9 protein-coding genes and 1 pseudogene are annotated in these 16,111 nt (G+C 46.0%); all 10 read right to left on the bottom strand.

From position 1 onward, the window contains the following. A pseudogene (locus AMS66_RS33595) lies at window positions 1-390 on the bottom strand (sugar ABC transporter permease); the annotation flags it as partial. Window positions 391-446: 56 nt separating this feature from the next. Continuing rightward, a complete protein-coding gene (locus AMS66_RS09835; RefSeq protein ID WP_053780626.1) occupies window positions 447-2,072 on the bottom strand; it encodes an extracellular solute-binding protein in 1,626 nt (541 codons plus the stop codon). Between the two features lie 320 nt (window positions 2,073-2,392). Next, window positions 2,393-2,809 (bottom strand): RDD family protein, encoded by a 417-nt coding sequence (locus tag AMS66_RS09830; RefSeq protein WP_053780625.1) that lies wholly within the window; start codon window positions 2,807-2,809, stop codon window positions 2,393-2,395. 153 nt (window positions 2,810-2,962) lie between these two features. Then, complete coding sequence (locus AMS66_RS09825; protein ID WP_236703308.1) at window positions 2,963-3,925, bottom strand: ABC transporter substrate-binding protein; 963 nt, start codon at window positions 3,923-3,925, stop codon at window positions 2,963-2,965. Between the two features lie 87 nt (window positions 3,926-4,012). Continuing rightward, complete coding sequence (locus tag AMS66_RS09820) at window positions 4,013-5,755, bottom strand: ABC transporter ATP-binding protein (protein ID WP_082350636.1); 1,743 nt, start codon at window positions 5,753-5,755, stop codon at window positions 4,013-4,015. Beyond that, window positions 5,752-7,551 carry an ABC transporter ATP-binding protein gene (locus AMS66_RS09815; RefSeq protein ID WP_053780624.1) on the bottom strand — a complete coding sequence of 600 codons (1,800 nt, stop codon included), beginning with the start codon at window positions 7,549-7,551 and terminating at the stop codon, window positions 5,752-5,754. The genes AMS66_RS09820 and AMS66_RS09815 overlap by 4 nt, the downstream gene beginning before the upstream one ends. 237 nt (window positions 7,552-7,788) lie before the next feature. Continuing rightward, complete coding sequence (locus AMS66_RS09810; RefSeq protein ID WP_053780623.1) at window positions 7,789-10,296, bottom strand: WG repeat-containing protein; 2,508 nt, start codon at window positions 10,294-10,296, stop codon at window positions 7,789-7,791. Window positions 10,297-10,476: 180 nt separating this feature from the next. Further along, complete coding sequence (locus AMS66_RS09805; protein WP_144424459.1) at window positions 10,477-10,755, bottom strand: toprim domain-containing protein; 279 nt, start codon at window positions 10,753-10,755, stop codon at window positions 10,477-10,479. After that, window positions 10,742-12,514 carry a hypothetical protein gene (locus AMS66_RS09800; protein WP_053780621.1) on the bottom strand — a complete coding sequence of 591 codons (1,773 nt, stop codon included), beginning with the start codon at window positions 12,512-12,514 and terminating at the stop codon, window positions 10,742-10,744. The genes AMS66_RS09805 and AMS66_RS09800 overlap by 14 nt, the downstream gene beginning before the upstream one ends. 4 nt (window positions 12,515-12,518) lie before the next feature. Continuing rightward, entirely contained in the window at window positions 12,519-16,034 is a 3,516-nt protein-coding gene (locus AMS66_RS09795) for a DUF4132 domain-containing protein (protein WP_053780620.1), read from the bottom strand. Window positions 16,035-16,111 lie beyond the last annotated feature (77 nt).

Genomic DNA, 16,111 nt, shown 5'->3' with positions numbered 1-16,111 from the left:
AACAAGAGAGATGAAATAAGGCATATACGTTATCGTCTGGACGACCCGCTTGAACGTGCGCTTGCGTACTTCATTGATGAGCAGCGCCAGAATGATTGGTGCGGGGAATTCAAAGAGCAACGTATACAAACTGATGAGCAGAGTGTTCTTAAGAACCCGCAAGAAATAATAACTGTTGAAGAACTCCTCAAAGTGCTTCAGCCCAACCCAATCACTCCCCAAAATGCCCTTCATTGGAGAATAATCTTTAAAGGCAATAATTGCACCGTACATCGGACCGTAATGGAAAATAAGATAATATCCGATAACGGGAATCATCATGATATACAAATACTTGTTCATCATAAAGTCCCGGACGAACCGGCTTTTGAAGGATTGACGATTGCTCATGATGTACCTATTCACCTCTTTTCAATCGGGAGGGCTGTGGCCCTCCCCTTTTACAGTTACCTGTTGTTGAAGCGTTCCAGTGCTGCTGTCTGGATTTCAATGGCGCGATCCAGATGTAACGACTTCATCTTCGCGACATAGCTCTCGAATTGATCCACCGATTCGTTACCCAGAATGATCTTGATGGTCATCTCATCGACGAGCGTGTTGATATCGTTCATGATGGTCGCGTATTCGGAGCTCTCTTCAGGTGTAGGTGTGATTGAAGGCAGACTGTATTTCGCTGCATCCGTATTCTTCCACACATCTATGGCATCGCGCTGGGTCTGCAAAGCAAAGAATTGCTCGGCATAACGTTTGTCTTGAACGAATGGACCGTTGTAGCTACTACGGGCATACAGTGAAATCGCTTGTGCCGGAGCCAGTTTGTCTGGATTCTTCAACAACAAATCCGTAAACTTCGGATAACCGTCTTCCATGTTGTAGCTGACACCCTCTTCACCGAAGTTGAAGAACATGTGCCCTTCCTCACTGTAACCGTAATCCAGCATGCGAACGGCAAGTTCCGGGTCCTTGGCTGCCGTGGTAATGGCAACAGTACCTTCCGAGGCATAACCCTGGTTGAGCTGCCCGAATTTTGGAATGTCGCCTTTGTTAAGCACCGGATACGGGGCAGCGACCAGAACGGCATCCGGGTCATTCGCTTCTACGAGCGGTTGCCATTTGCCGATACCTCCGCCTGCGTTGCCGACACTGGCGCCAGTAGCACCAGAAGCGAGGTTACCGTCAACGGATTTGGTATCGGCCGTCGAGATATTTTTATCAATCAGCCCTTCTTTGTACCATTCCTGGAATAACGTCAAGTATTCTTTGAAGCCCTCTTCTGCCGGGCCAAATTTGACCTGTCCGTCTTCCTGATAGAATCCGCGGTTTACACCGAAGGCGCCAAGGAAAGCACCGTTACCGGAATCGTTAAAGAAACGTGGCTTACTTACAACAGAGAATGGAGCGGCAGCGCCTTTTTTCTCTTTAAAAGCTCTCAGAGTCGTTGTCCACTCATCAATCGTTTCCGGAACTGGCAGTCCCAGCTCATCCAGCCAATCCTTACGAATGATTGGACCCTGGAAGACACGAAGATACTCATCTCCCCGAACGAACGGGAATACATAGTAACTGCCACTGTCCGTTTTGACCATCTTGTCGATGTCCGGATTCTCTTGCAGGTATTTCTTCAGGTTCGGCGCATACTGGTCAATCAGATCGTTCAGCTTGAGGATGTAACCGTCATTGATGGCTTTCTCCGGTCCACCGGGGAAATCTCCGATGAAGTTGTACTCCAACATGTCCGGCAAATCCCCGGATGCGAGCATCACATTAAAGGATTCTCTGACCTGACCTGTCGGGGGTGCCGTAAATTTGAGTGGCACGCCGGTTTTTTCCTGCCATTTTTGAAAGAATGGAATTTCGCTGTGCGAATTTTTGACCCCAATCAGGTTTCCGTTAATTTCACCCCAATACGTAAGCGTCTTATCCGTTTGAATTGGATAGGTTGTTGCTTCCGTTGATCCGCTCGGTGTCCCTTTGTCTGTAACGCCCGCTGTACTGTCTCCGGACGAACACCCCAGGATCGTCGTACCTAATAACAGGATCATCAAACTCGTAGATAACACTTTTCTTCTCATGGACCTTATCCTCCACCTTTTGGGAATGTCTGTGCTCTACCTAAGATTAAGGGAGGGGCCATTGAAGCGATATTCGCAAAAGATCAAATGACATGTTGATTTCGTCAGAAGGAACTGATCATTTAGCCAAAACGATAGACGAATTCTCTATGTAATCATCAGCAATGTCTTGAATTTGCTGTGTTGGCGCGGGTTTGTGACTGTACTTCTGACATCACAAAAAAACAGACCATGAACACTGTTCATAGTCTGTAACGTGGTTGTATATGAGTTGATTGGAATATAATGAATATATTGCGCCAGGGTTTACCTTCTCATTTTCAGTCCCAGACGACTTCAGTACCTGCGATAAAATCATGTATTGCACGTTTGTCTTCACGTATCGCCACCATGAAGACACTTATAAGGAAACCAATGCCTAATGTGATTCCATATACCAACCCTGCAACAACGACTCGCATCAGCATCGTTCCGATTCCCGGGGGCTCATGTGTACCATATTTTCGAATTCGAATTCCGCAGATGCGTTTTCCTATCGTTCTACCGTACCAGAATACTGGTAATAAAATGGAATATAATCCACCAAGTAGTTTAGCTAAAGGCTCGTCACGATCAAAATTCCCTGTCAAGACACCTACAATAATAGCTAAAGGCAATGAAACGATGAGCCCATCCAAAAAGCCTGCTCCGAGCCTGACCCAAAAACCTGCTTCTCTCAAACCAATTCCTCCTTTCATATGGATTTAGTTGAATGTATGTATGCACATATCCATGTAGTATAAGTTCATGATCATCCTATTTATGAGATGAAGAAAAGCCCCTCAACATATGTTGAGAAGCCTTTGAATACACCCTATAATCTCATTCTTTTGCATAACGCCTGCTCAGCGTTATTTCTGTCCTTCCAAAATCATATTGCCTAAACGATCCATGAGCTCCATCCGTCCGTAAGCCGTGTAGGAGTAATTGTAGTTATCCACGCTGGAGATTTTATAGATCTTCCCATTCTTGACTGCATTCATGTTATTCCACACTTTGCTGTCTTCCATCTTGTTCTCGCTATTCTCCATCAGCACCAGACGATCCGGATTGACGGAGACCAGCGCCTCTATACTGATCTGTTTGCCTCCCCAGCCTTCCGGCTCAGGAATACCTTCAGTGCGTTTTAGACCCCACTCGCCGTACAACATCTCGGCTGCACCTTTATTCGAATAGATCACCAGATTGTTAGGATAGGTTTCAATGACCGCAAAAGATTCACCATTCACAGCCAATTCCAGTTTTTGCTTCCATTCAGCCGACTTCACATCATATTTGGCCAGAAATTCATCTGTCTTCACTTCTTCATCGAAAGTTTCGGCCAGGAACGTTAAACGCTCCCTCCAATCAAAGTAGGAATATGGCAGTATAATTGTCGGCGCGATCAGGGATAAGGTTTCATACTGATCTGTATTAAAATCCTTTCCCAGAATAATCAGATCCGGGTTCGATGCGGTCACCGCTTCTATACTGAATTTGCTGCCCAACCACCCCAGAACCACGGTATTTGCATCTAACTTGTCTTTAAGGGGTGGGGTGATCTGATCCTGCTGCCCATAATCGGCGCTGGTCGTGGCAACAGGCGTTTTACCAACGATCAGCAATTCCTCTGTTGAGCCGGACAGGTCCACAATACGCTCTGGATTAAGGGGGATTGTGACTTCTTCTCCATTTGGATTGGTGATGACTTTCGTTGTCCCTTGCGTTGTTCCCTCTGTTGAGCTAATTTCTTGACTGCTTGTCTGATCTGTTCCGCAAGCCGCCAGCATGAGCATGGAGCATAATGCAATCCATATATGAATTCGTTTTAACATTCGAACTATTCTCCTTTTGAGTCATTTCATGTATCCGTTTTATTTACGTTGAACGAATGATTTTACACTGGACCACTCGTGCATGCTTTATACCTTTACCTGCCATCCTTCAGCATCGTACTGTAATTGCCACAGACGGGAATAGATGCCGGAACCGAGCAGCAATTGCTCATGCGTTCCTTGCTCCACTAGTCGACCTTGATCCAGAACAAGAATCTGATCTGCATTTTGGATCGTTTTCAAACGATGGGCAATCAGAATTACCGTTTTGTTCGCGACTAGCTCATTAATCGCTTGCTGTACAGCGGCTTCATTCTCCGGATCAAGTGAAGCCGTAGCTTCGTCCAGCAATACGATGGATGCATTTTTCAACAACGCACGCGCAATTGATATACGCTGTTTCTCTCCACCGGATAATGTTGATCCTCCTTCCCCCACGAGCGTGTCATATCCTTGAGGCAGACTGGAGATAAAATCATGACAGCAAGCCCGACGTGCTGCTTCTTCAATCTCTGCCTGGGTTGCTTCTTTTTTCCCTACACGAATGTTGTTGCCGATCGTATCCTGGAACAGATACACGTCTTGGAAGACGACAGAGATATCCTCCAACAGCTTCTCCGGGTCCATACGGTTAATCGGTTGCCCGCCAATCGTAATGGAACCTGCCTGCACATCCCAGAAACGCGCAATGAGGCGGGTAACCGTACTTTTACCACTACCGGAGGGGCTTACAAGAGCAGTAATCGTATGCGGAGGGATCGTAAACGACAAATCTTTCAGCACGGGCTGCTCGTCATCATATCCAAAGGTCACGCGGTCAAACGAAATCGCCTGATTAGGCTGTACATTTCCTGTTCCTGTCATCGGTACCTCCTGTTGCACCTCCATAATGCGCCGTGCACTGTATGCTGAGTACCGCATCTCGCCATAACTCATCAGCACAACGGTCAGAGGTTCAAACACCTTCGTGCCGACCAGTAAAAACAACAGAAATATTGGTAGTGTCAAATCACCGCCAGCAAGTAAATAACTCCCGGCCAGAATCATCCATGTCATACCTGAACGCGCCAGCAGCATAGCGCCCATAATCATCGGTCCCATAATGCCTTCCAACCGAATGGATGCCGACTTCAATTCATCAAAAGCACGACGCAGTCGTTCAAATCGTTCACCGCCCATATTGTGGGCCTTGATCTCACGAATACCGGTTAAATACTCCTGGAGCCGACTGGCCGCTTCATTCTTGGCTCTCACATGATTCTCGCTTAAGCGAGCCTGAATGGAGTCTGTTAGCCATAACAAAGCCACCCCCAGTGGAACAGCGACAAACATCGCTACGGCCATTCGCCAATCTACAAACAGGAGTCCAACAAAAGCCAACACAGGCAGCACAATCGCACTGATGAGTTGTGACAGATTGTGAGAGATCGTATGCTCTACCTGTCCATAATCACTCAGGATCAGATTGGTCAAGTCTCCCGGGTCCCTTTTGCCGAAGAAACCCAGTGATAGATGACGAATATGTTCAGCCAGCTTTAAGCGTCCTGTAGCCGCGAGGCTGTATGCTGCCCGATAGGTTTTATCATAGAGAGATGAGTATGCGGCATATTCCACTAACAGCCATGCAAACAGAATGCAGCAGACAATCCACATTCGCTGGATATCAAGCCCTCTGTCCGGTTCAGCAAAAGATTTGTATATCGTATTGAAAATATCAACGAGCAGTGCAGCCGGAACGATCTTGGCAATCCCGTCCAGAATGGCAGCAATAATTGAGGGAAGCAGGCTGCGGGGGTTACCACCCGATATATTGTATAAATAGTTCATCATTGCTTCGCACCTCCAAGTTTCCAGGAAGCTGCATGGATATGGGCCTGCCACATCTTCTCATACAATCCGTCTACCTCACGTAATTGATCATGTGTACCACGCTCAACGATAGCACCCTGCCGGATGACCAGAATCTGCTCTGCTGCACGAATCGTTGTTAGACGATGAGCAATAATCAGAACCGTTTTACCTTGAACCAATTGAGCCAAACCTTGCTGGATCTTATGTTCATTCTCTGCATCCGCATACGCTGTCGCCTCATCCAATACGAGAATGGGAGCATCCTTGAGCAATGCTCTCGCAATGGCGATCCGTTGTGCTTCACCTCCGGACAGGTAGGTACCGCCTTCACCGATTTTGGTGTCATATCCCTCATCAAGCCTCTCAATAAACTCATGACAACAAGCTGTTCGAGCGGCTGTAATAACATCATCCCGGGATGCAGTTGTATTGCCCATACGGATATTTTCCTCAATGGTATCGTAGAACAGGTGTACATCCTGGAATACGAACGAAACGGTCTCCATCAGCTTCTCTGTCCCCATCTCCTGAATGGGAACCCCGCCAATCGTAATTTCTCCTTCCTGTACGTCCCAGAAACGCAGGAGCAGATTGGCAATGGTGGATTTCCCGCCACCCGAAGGTCCAACCAATGCTGTCATTTCTCCTGCTTTAGCTATAAAATCAATCTCTTGAAGTACAGGTTTGAACGCTTCGCTATCCTTTTGTTCATAAGCAAAGGATACCTGCCGAAAAGCTACATCATATGTATCGGGCACCCGTGGAGTAGGAGGTTCCTGCACAACCGGCTCGGCAAATACAGCCTTGATCCGATTCTGACCTTCCACGATCTCACGCATACCACTGCCCAGATACATGAGCTTCAGTAGTGGCGCGGATAAACTTGGTGTAATGATCAGAAACAGAATAAAGGTGATCGCAAAAGACTGATTGCCTGCGTTTCCGCTGGAAAGTAAAATGCCAATCGGAACAATAAAGGTAACGAGCGATATAATGATGATGAAGAACATGCCATACGACGTTTTACATAAATCTGTTATTCTCAAGGAAATATCCCGATAGCGCGTCACCGCTTGTCTAAAAGTGAGAAACGAGTCCGCTGTAATACCGAATACTTTTACCGCCGGCATCCCTCTTACGTACTCCACCCCCGTTGCATTCATCTCTTCAATCGCATGTTGAAAATCACGATACGCCTGACGGCCCCGTTCACTTCGGAAGAGACTGCTTTGCAGCCAGAACCCGATGATCATGGGAACAAGCAACACCAGTGCCATGCGATAATCAAGCCAGAACAAATAGCTAAGCAGCACCAGCGGAATGACGATCGCACTTACCAGATCGGGAAGCTGATGCGCGATGAACTTCTCTATTTTCTCAACGCTGACTTCAATGATTTTTTTCAGCTCACCTGTCGCGGTTCGGGTGTGATATCCCATCGGCACTTTCGCCACATGGTCAGCGAGCTTTACTCTGAGCTGATACAGAATGTTGAACGCAGCGATATGTGAGCACATTCCCCCAATATAGAGCGCAATGAGTCCAGAGATCAGCGCTCCTAAAGAGACGAATCCCCAGTACATCAGTAAATCCCTGTCCAGGGCAGATGGCTGCCGCGCATGGATTAATAGTTCTTCGACGATTTTATACACTCCGATAAAAGGAACCATTTGTAGCAGACTCGATAATATCGAGAAGATACTTGCTGTAATCAGCAGACCTTTCCGCTCCTTGGTTACTTCCATTAAACCGGATACTTCAGATGTGGTGTTCATCTCGCCCCTCCTGACATTAATAATCATTCTCAATATAGCGCAGTGCCATATACGCCCAATTAATATCTCACAGTACATCGATCAGCTACTACCTCAAAACGGAGCAAAAATACCTCTATACGGATAATAAATAACATTATTCTGATTTAATTCATCTGATGAACCACGTTGGCGAAAGGAAAGAGACCATATTTGACATATGGCCTCTCTGCATTGGGGTGAAAGGTACTGTTACGGTTACTCGTGAAAAGCTTTCCAGAATGAACCCTCTGTATTAATAATATCCTTGATTTGGGCAAAAGGAATCGTAAACGTCGGAAATCCCGCAACGTAAGGAGCGATTTCATAGGGACTGAAGTACACATGCAATGCATTCTCTGAGACAAAAAACGGCTGATCCGGGCTGATTCCCTCATACGTGTCCGGAAAAACATAAGAGTACTGAGGATCATTCTTAATCTGATCACCTATAATTTTGCTGAGCACCTTCACATAGTCACTGTTTGGCTTGAATAAATCCTTGAGTTCATACATCTGACCACTGCTCAGATTAATGATCGCATAGATCATCGTAGGCATGCCATGTGCTGCACCGGCCGGGTAGTTATACCCCGTAAGTTTAAGCTGGAGCAATTGCTGCTGATAGAACGTAATATCAAAATCCCCCGTATACGTATAATCTAGCTTCTGATCCGCAGGGATTGGTTTCACTTGGGACATGGTCTTTAATTTCGCGTTCACTGCAAGCTGAACGGCTTGATCCGATAGCCCTTCCAATTGCGGATAATACACGAGGTAGTCCGGGTTGGGTTTATACTTCTCTTCGCGTACACGATAAGGCGGGTGAAGCGGAACGATCGTATTTTGCCGCCAAATGACCTGCCCGGCCCGGTTTACATAGGAAACACGCTGGTCGACATACGCCTTGATCAAATCCGGAGCTACCACTTCAAGTGTGCCCGAGCCTTCAACACGGGGATATCCCGTTGCAGGTCGCCCGCTTAGATCCAAAAAGAACGTTTGTGTTCCATTCGTTGCTGAAGCCAGCCCTCTCTTGTAATTCGATACATCCGTGTATACAAAATCCGAAAGCCTTCTCCCGCTGACATCCGCAATCGCATAGACCGAACCTATAAAAGACTGTTTGGGATCAATCGCTTGCCCCAGACCCAGACGCTGTTCTCCCAGATCTCGAATGTCATTGTAGGCGGGTTTAATAACGAAGGTTCCCTGTGTATTAATAAAGCCATAGATTGAGTTGTAATCCTCTGCTGTATTTACAATGGCGTGACCACCACTGAACGGAAATGCCGAGGTAAAGCTCGGCTGAATACGGATATGACCACGTTCGTCAATATACCCGTATTTTCCCGACGCCTCCTTCTGAAAAGGAAGTAATCCATCCCCCAGAGGACCCACATAGGCAAACGGATATGTTGCCAGTCGCTGACCATTCCGGTTGATTAACGCATATTCGTTATCCTTGATCTGCACAACGGCTTTGCCATCCTGAAAATCATTCGCTGAAGCGAACTGCGCCCGAATGACCTCATTTCCAGAGGTATCCAAATAACCGTAACGACTGACTTCCCCACCTGGCTGACTGCTGTCTGAAAGGTAAAACAGCGCTCGGCCATCCTTCACATCGGCAATAAACGGATAGGCCCGTTTGGTCAGCACTGTGCCTTGTTCATCAATCATCTTGAACCCTTGGGAATCAATAACAATGGCCCGACCTTCTGTAAAAGAATTAATGGAATCGTATACAGGTTGAACGACGAATTGGCCGCTAAGATTAATGATGCCTGTCTTCCCGTCTTTTACTACGACAGCCAGGCCATTTTGTTGAAAGTCTTGGGCATCGTCAAGTATCGGTTCAAGTCGAATACGACCTTGGGCATCCATATAACCCCACCGAGTTCCTGTTGTTGTTCTGACCGATATCGGAAATAACCACGTCGTTTCACGCGCATGATCCTCTGTTCCCATGGCTTGCTTAATTTTCTTTTCCAGCTCAAGCAGAACTTCCCGTGAAGGGTATGGATTACTGAAACTTAATGCTTTTTGGACAGAAACGAGTGCAGCAGGAAATAATCCGGCTTTGTACTGAGCATCCGCAAGATAGTACCAATAGAAAATATAATCTGGATGTTGTTTTGCCAATTGTTCGTAATACTGCACGACTTTGGGAAAGTAATATGGGTATACATCTGTTGCTTGAACCCATTTCCCATTCTGCCAGCGGATGATCTCGACCCGATAAGCTTCACCCGTATCATGAATCCAGAGTGCAATCTCTACTTTGCCATCTCTGCCATGGTGACCCGGCATATCGATGATTTCCGCATGGCTGTAATACAAATCTTCTGGCGCCAGATCTGTCAGTCCGGATTCCGTCCAATCGTATACAGCAAGCTTCGACCAGATCGCACCGATCTGCCAGCCGACAATGAGATTGTTTCTCGCCGTGGATGTCACAGATGCCGCTGTCAGCAAGGTAACGCCATAACCCAATCCTTTAGTCAAAGACATTTTGATCCAGTGACCCTGGTAAAATTTCAGAACAAGCAGCATTAATTCACCGCCCTGCTGATATACAGCAGCAATTTCCGGCATTCCGTCTCCGGTTAGATCTGAAGCATAAATGGCCGGATGTTGGACCGGCTTATCAATGGTGACGACAGTCGCGTCAGCCGGGATATGTTGATTGACAATTTGCGTTAACAGAGGTTCGCTCATGGACATGCCAGTTTCCTCCTTAAGACAGCATTCGCCTACTGGTATGGGTATGCATCATAAGCGGGGATATGACATCTGAGCGAATATAACCGTTAACTTTGGAGAATCAAAAATCCAATTTACTTAAATAAAATAAAAAAATTGCAGAGGCTCACGCTTCTGCAATCCTTTGTGTGTGGAATCGGTTCAGGAGGATTCCTGAGTGCTGAGCTGTACATACTGTGTGAGGCGGCAATAATGAAGCAACATAAGCTCCTCATTGCCGTTTCCCAAAGCGGTTTTCCGGCCCTCATCGATCATGTGTTCCAAAATTTCACGAAGAAAAGACATTTGGAATCTCGAGGTTTCCGCAATTAGCTGTTCCAACACTTCAATATCTCTCAGTGTGAATTGGGATAATCCGCGAAGTAACAACTCTTCTGACCAGCTGCTGATCTTCTGCATCAACTGACTATAGTCTTCCAATTCTTCCCGTCCTTCCATAGCCCGTATCCAGTTTCAGATTGATCACTGTTGGACCCTTCAGGAAGCTGATCGGGTATATCCGTTGTTGCTCTATACGCACAAAAGCATAAAAATGTTCGAGTATTCCTGCTCCATAACCGGACTCCAGTCTTTTGATCATGGTCTGCCATTCCGAAGAATAAGGAAGAGTCAGGTCCAACGTCTCCCCTTTATCGCTCTCCATCGTAAGAATAAGGTCCTGTGATTGCTTATCAAAGCGATGCTCTACAACCCGGGCAACCTTGATCATCACCAATCTTTCTTTCGGAACAGAGAAAAGTTCAAATGCTCGTGTATCCTCACGGAATATCGATGCTACATCTTGCATGTACTTGCCCAGATTCACCTCTTCCACTTCTGTTCTGGGCAGCAACGTAAGTTTTGCACCTTCCCCGGAGGAGAGCCTATGCTCCTCATTTACTTTAACCGAGCGAAAGTGCACTTCTTCCCCGGAAAATTGACGAAAAGTCAGATTGGGCAGCCATGGAGTGAAGGAACCATAATGCTCTGTATATGAGAATTGATGATCTTCATAGTATACCGCCCGCACATCGCTGTACGTATAGATCTCCGCATCATCAAAGCAATAGAAATAATAAGTGATTCCACGGTAACCGGAGCGTGTCTCCCATGCATCAGCACCCAGGCCATACAGATGCAGTGCAGGAACCGCATAGTATTTGCTTCGAAAACTGCCAATGAGCTGACTTTGTCTGAACGCCGAGATCTTCTCTTGTTCAAGCACCTGTAGTGCAAGATACAATTTGCTTACCCGATCAAGCATCGATTGCATGGAGAACCGTACATGTCTGTTAAAGAACAGATGCAATTCTCCCTGAATCCCGCGTAAACTCCGCTCAATGTCGGGAAGATGGCCGCTATGGGCCGCAATCGCCAGTGTCTCCAATTGGGCTATATATGATTGCGGTAGACGAGCAAGTCCCGTCTTTAACAGACCTGCCAGCATGGAGCGACACTCACGCACCGTTTGAAGTGAAAACTTGGCATCATGGACTCTTCCACTTATGGCTTCCGTATCATCCAAGCCTTGTTGCATCCGATAACGCATTAACGCTTCAAGCTTCGCCATATTGCCGGCAGTTTGTTTTACTTTGCACAGGGCTTTGGCCAGGCTAGGTTCCTCTGTAAACGAAACCTCAATTTCTTGTTTCACCAGACGCACTGTTAGAAGAGAATCTTCCATTACTTCAATCGGCTCTGGATATCTTAATCGGAACAAAACCTCCTCAATCAAGGAAGAACTATACGATTTAACCAAAGGAGCAAGATCCGACTCAACCATCCAACGGAAGCGGAATTCCGTTACCAGGGAATCTGTATTTTGAGTTTGAACTGCCTCTAGGCCATCCATATAAGACGCAGGTTCCAACACTGCTGATGACACTTCTTCATTCTGATTCAATGTATTTTCTGCCTGATGTTCCAGCTGATTATATAAAATCGAAATCAATACATGTTTGCAAATATTATCTGCCGGACAGGAACACTCCCAATGATCCAGCGTATTTTCAAGCGTGCAATGTATCCCATCACTTAACTGACAACTTACGGATGCTTCATTCCAAGTGTATTGCACAGTCACGCCATTATCCAAATCTTTCAGAGACCGTTTATACAATCCCTTGTTGGCATACCGAATCAGATAATCCTCCGTACACAACTTCGAAAATATCCGAAATCTCTGTTCAAATCCGCTCACGTGATCAACGTCCTGACGCTCTTAAAATATCATAGATGGTCTCACTGAACACACGACCTGCAATTTCACCCAAAGCAATGGACTTGTGATCGCTATAATAGTAGTGTTTCTGACTGCCAGGTTTAAAGAAGTGCAAAGATTCCAGCGTGATATCTTCCAATCCTTCATAATATGAAATGCTGGTACCACTGAAGCGCAGTTCTGCGACAAGATCTCCATACTCTTTGTAAAATTCATGATACCAGCCGCCATCCTGTGCTGGACCTTTGATCCATCCGTATTTCTCCAGTGCTTTGGGGAATGCGGTGGGAGAGAAATCAGACTCCGGCAAGCGGTCATATTCAACCTTGTTTTTGTCTTCATCCTCAGGCACATGAATTTGACGATTCAGCTGTTCAAACGGCTGTTTGATCTCATAATCTTCCAGCTGCGTTTTCCATCCTTCGAGCGTAGATTGGTCAAGTTCGAGTGGATGAATCAATCCCACTAGAGATCCCGAAGGCAGCTCGTATTCATCCTCATCGACGGTATTAAACGTTCCATCCTCCATATAACGGAACGTGGTGACCAACTGACCATCTTCATATGTGCCCCATATCAGACCTACAGCAAATTTCTGCATGATTACATTCTGTACAAACAATGCTCTCCACTCATCAGCAGACCACAGCCGTTGTTTAGACAAAGATTCTTCCAGACGTTGCGCCTGGATGTTAACCATTGTTTTGAGATCCTTCTTCAATTGTGTGAAACGCGCCTTAGATTGTGCTGCAAGTTCAGCATCATCTTTCTGTGCAGGAGCAGGTAGACTCTTCACAGATTTACCCGTTTCTTCATTTACAACAACGACCTGCAGATCTCCATTCACTTTAATCAGGAATGAACGCTCCCCGTAGCTCAGCTGCATCGTTCCATTCTTATCAAAACCAAGTGTGGTGACGAGTCGATCTTCCAGTTGTTCCGAGGTGAGTCCCAAATTTTCCGCTGTCAGCTGCAACGCTTCTTCAGCAGCACCCTTAACCTGGCGGTTCTTTACGGTACGTTTAATCTTGTCAATCGCCATGAGAGCGGATGGTTCCTTAAGATAGGCCAATACTTTTACAGCATCTGCTGCAATGGCGCCTCGGCTGTTTTCTGTCCATTCCTTAATTTGTGGAGCCAATATACTTACAATTTGATTATCGCCAAAGAGTGCCGAGAGGTACATTACCCATTTCTCTTTCGCAATAGCACCATCCTGTATCCATAACTGGAGCAGTTCGCTAGCAAACCGTGCCAACGATCCCTCGCTTGCATACTCGCGTAGTTCATTCAGTCTTTCGTTCGGCGCAGAGGTATGATCTATCGATTGCACCAAGAGATATTGCTTGATTTGATCATCTAATGGTTGATTGTCAGCTGAACGCACAAGAGAAGGCAAATCCTTTAGAGATAACCAGCCTAGTCTGGACAGCTTTTTGGCATCTGCCTGATCGGCAAGCGCCGCATGAGCATACTCTGGGCTTTGATCCGCGGTATCCAGCAGAATTTGAATCAGGTTCTTCCAATCTGCAGACTTTTCACCCTTCAGAAGCTCACTATATATATCTTTGCTATGATCCAAACTGCGAATAGCACTCAGAGCCATTTCTTTCACGCCCGCTTTTTTCTCTGAACGATATATGGCGGTATATAAGTCCTGATCAGGAATCCGATTGAATTCAGATAACGCCACGCCATTTGCTTTTTTGGATGAATCCTGCAAGCCAGCACGAATCGCTTCGGCTACTTGTTTTGTCGAGAGTTCATGACGTTGTTCAAAGGTAATTTCCAAAACAAGAATGCGTGTATCCGTTGGCAGTTTCTTGTACTGGCCAATAGCATAGTCCAGATTCTGTTGAATGATCCGGCGATATTCATCCTGAGGCATCGATTTGTACTTGTAATCGGTCATGCCATTGAGCGAAATTAGGCTAGACAGCAATTTATCTTGTTTCACCTCTGGATCTTGGCCGTAACGTTCGAGCAGCTGCTCTCCGCTAAACGCGTAAGATTGATACATATCTGAGACAATATCCAATGTCCACTCGGGATAAGTGGTCAGAATCACGAACCGACGCATTGCCTCCGAATCCAAGGGCAAGAAACTAATGCTGATTAGATTATGAACGCGTCTTTTGTCCCGATTCAGGTTATTAAACAGCCCACGACTATTCGGATCTTCCCAGTATTCTTCAAGTGAGCTTTCCCCGTTCAAATATCGCGCAATCGCAAGCCCTTGTCTCCCTCCATCTAACGGATGCCGAAGCGCACTGAACACCGCCTGTTCGATAGTTTCATCCGCATCTGGTAGAGCGATTCCACGGTCCTCCATCATTTTTTGAATGCACAATTTGAGGAATGGGGGTTTTAATATGTGGTATGCACGAATGGCCTGCTGCGGTTCGTTCACAACAGCTGATTGCAGAAATTGCCATGGTATGGTGTACGCTTCGAGTTCATTACGCAACATTTCGATTAACTGATATGGCTCATCTAGAGGCACCAGCCCTGACAGCAGATCATTGGCATTTTTCGTTCTTGGATCCATGCTCAGTAAGTAACGTCTGACTTCAAGTGGATAGATTTCATGTAACTGATTTATGGTTTCGAGCAAAACAAGACCGGTCTCACTGTTGTCTTCAAGGAAACGTTGTTTGCCACCACTAATGTTAACCATATACAACAAGGCGCTGCTCAGAAGGATCATCGTCTTGTCGAACTCACTGTAAGACAGTTGTTCCTTTTTGGAAAGAGAAGTGTTCGAATAGTTCTCAGCGATAACCCGACTATGCTTCTCCTGGAGGAATTCACCATTCAATTCATGTGCAGATCTGTTATGTTTGGTTTGAAAATTGTAAACCACCAGAGGCTCAATCAATGTATGCAATTCGTTGTGCAGCTTACTTATGTCACTGGTCATCACATGTTGAAACAATGCAGGCAGAGATTGCGTGAACTGTTGTACCTGGGCAAGATGAGAAGGGCTATCACTGAGATCTGAATAGAGTCGAAGGAGTATCATCCCATTAATTACATCCTGGGAATTACCCTTCAGTCTGCTCTTTAATTCATCCAGAATTTCCTTTTCGCCAGCAAACCGATTGATTTTCTCCAAACGGTACAACAACCCGCCCATACGATCATCGTTTTTGCTCTTTCCACTCAGTCCATAAGCTTCCGAGTCGTTTCCGAGACACAGGGTAAAGCCATCGGTTCTCCACGAATTCCTTCTGGAATAATTGGATTCCATATGAATTACAATGGCTCCCGCCCGAAAAAAGATGTCTCCGTCATCTTTTTTGGCAATTTTCATAAGTACATCTATCGTCTGATAGGCATAATGGCTGGAACCTCCCAACATATCTGGGAACTTGTCCGTCGTTCCCATCACATAATCGATGATTTCCGAACTACGGTCCGTTTTCAACGAATATTCGTTAGAACACACCTCTGCAAATTTCTCCACCAAAGCCTCTACTGCGCGGTCTGCGGTAAGCATTACATATTCCTCCTTGACTATGAGTTTAATTATGATCTTGTATATAACCAATCAATTAATCCAGCATGATGCATCAT

Origin of the sequence: Paenibacillus xylanivorans (genome assembly GCF_001280595.1) — a bacterium.
GTDB lineage: Bacteria > Bacillota > Bacilli > Paenibacillales > Paenibacillaceae > Paenibacillus > Paenibacillus xylanivorans.
This window is presented reverse-complemented; position numbering and strand designations above follow the sequence as displayed.

Excerpts from the sequence above, each read along its gene's own strand:
- AMS66_RS09825 (WP_236703308.1), bottom strand. The coding sequence starts at position 3,925 with ATGTTAAAACGAATTCATATATGGATTGCATTATGCTCCATGCTCATG.
- AMS66_RS09820 (WP_082350636.1), bottom strand. The coding sequence starts at position 5,755 with ATGATGAACTATTTATACAATATATCGGGTGGTAACCCCCGCAGCCTG.
- AMS66_RS09795 (WP_053780620.1), bottom strand. The coding sequence starts at position 16,034 with ATGCTTACCGCAGACCGCGCAGTAGAGGCTTTGGTGGAGAAATTTGCA.
- AMS66_RS09815 (WP_053780624.1), bottom strand. The coding sequence starts at position 7,551 with ATGAACACCACATCTGAAGTATCCGGTTTAATGGAAGTAACCAAGGAG.
- AMS66_RS09830 (WP_053780625.1), bottom strand. The coding sequence starts at position 2,809 with ATGAAAGGAGGAATTGGTTTGAGAGAAGCAGGTTTTTGGGTCAGGCTC.
- AMS66_RS09835 (WP_053780626.1), bottom strand. The coding sequence starts at position 2,072 with ATGAGAAGAAAAGTGTTATCTACGAGTTTGATGATCCTGTTATTAGGT.
- AMS66_RS09810 (WP_053780623.1), bottom strand. The coding sequence starts at position 10,296 with ATGTCCATGAGCGAACCTCTGTTAACGCAAATTGTCAATCAACATATC.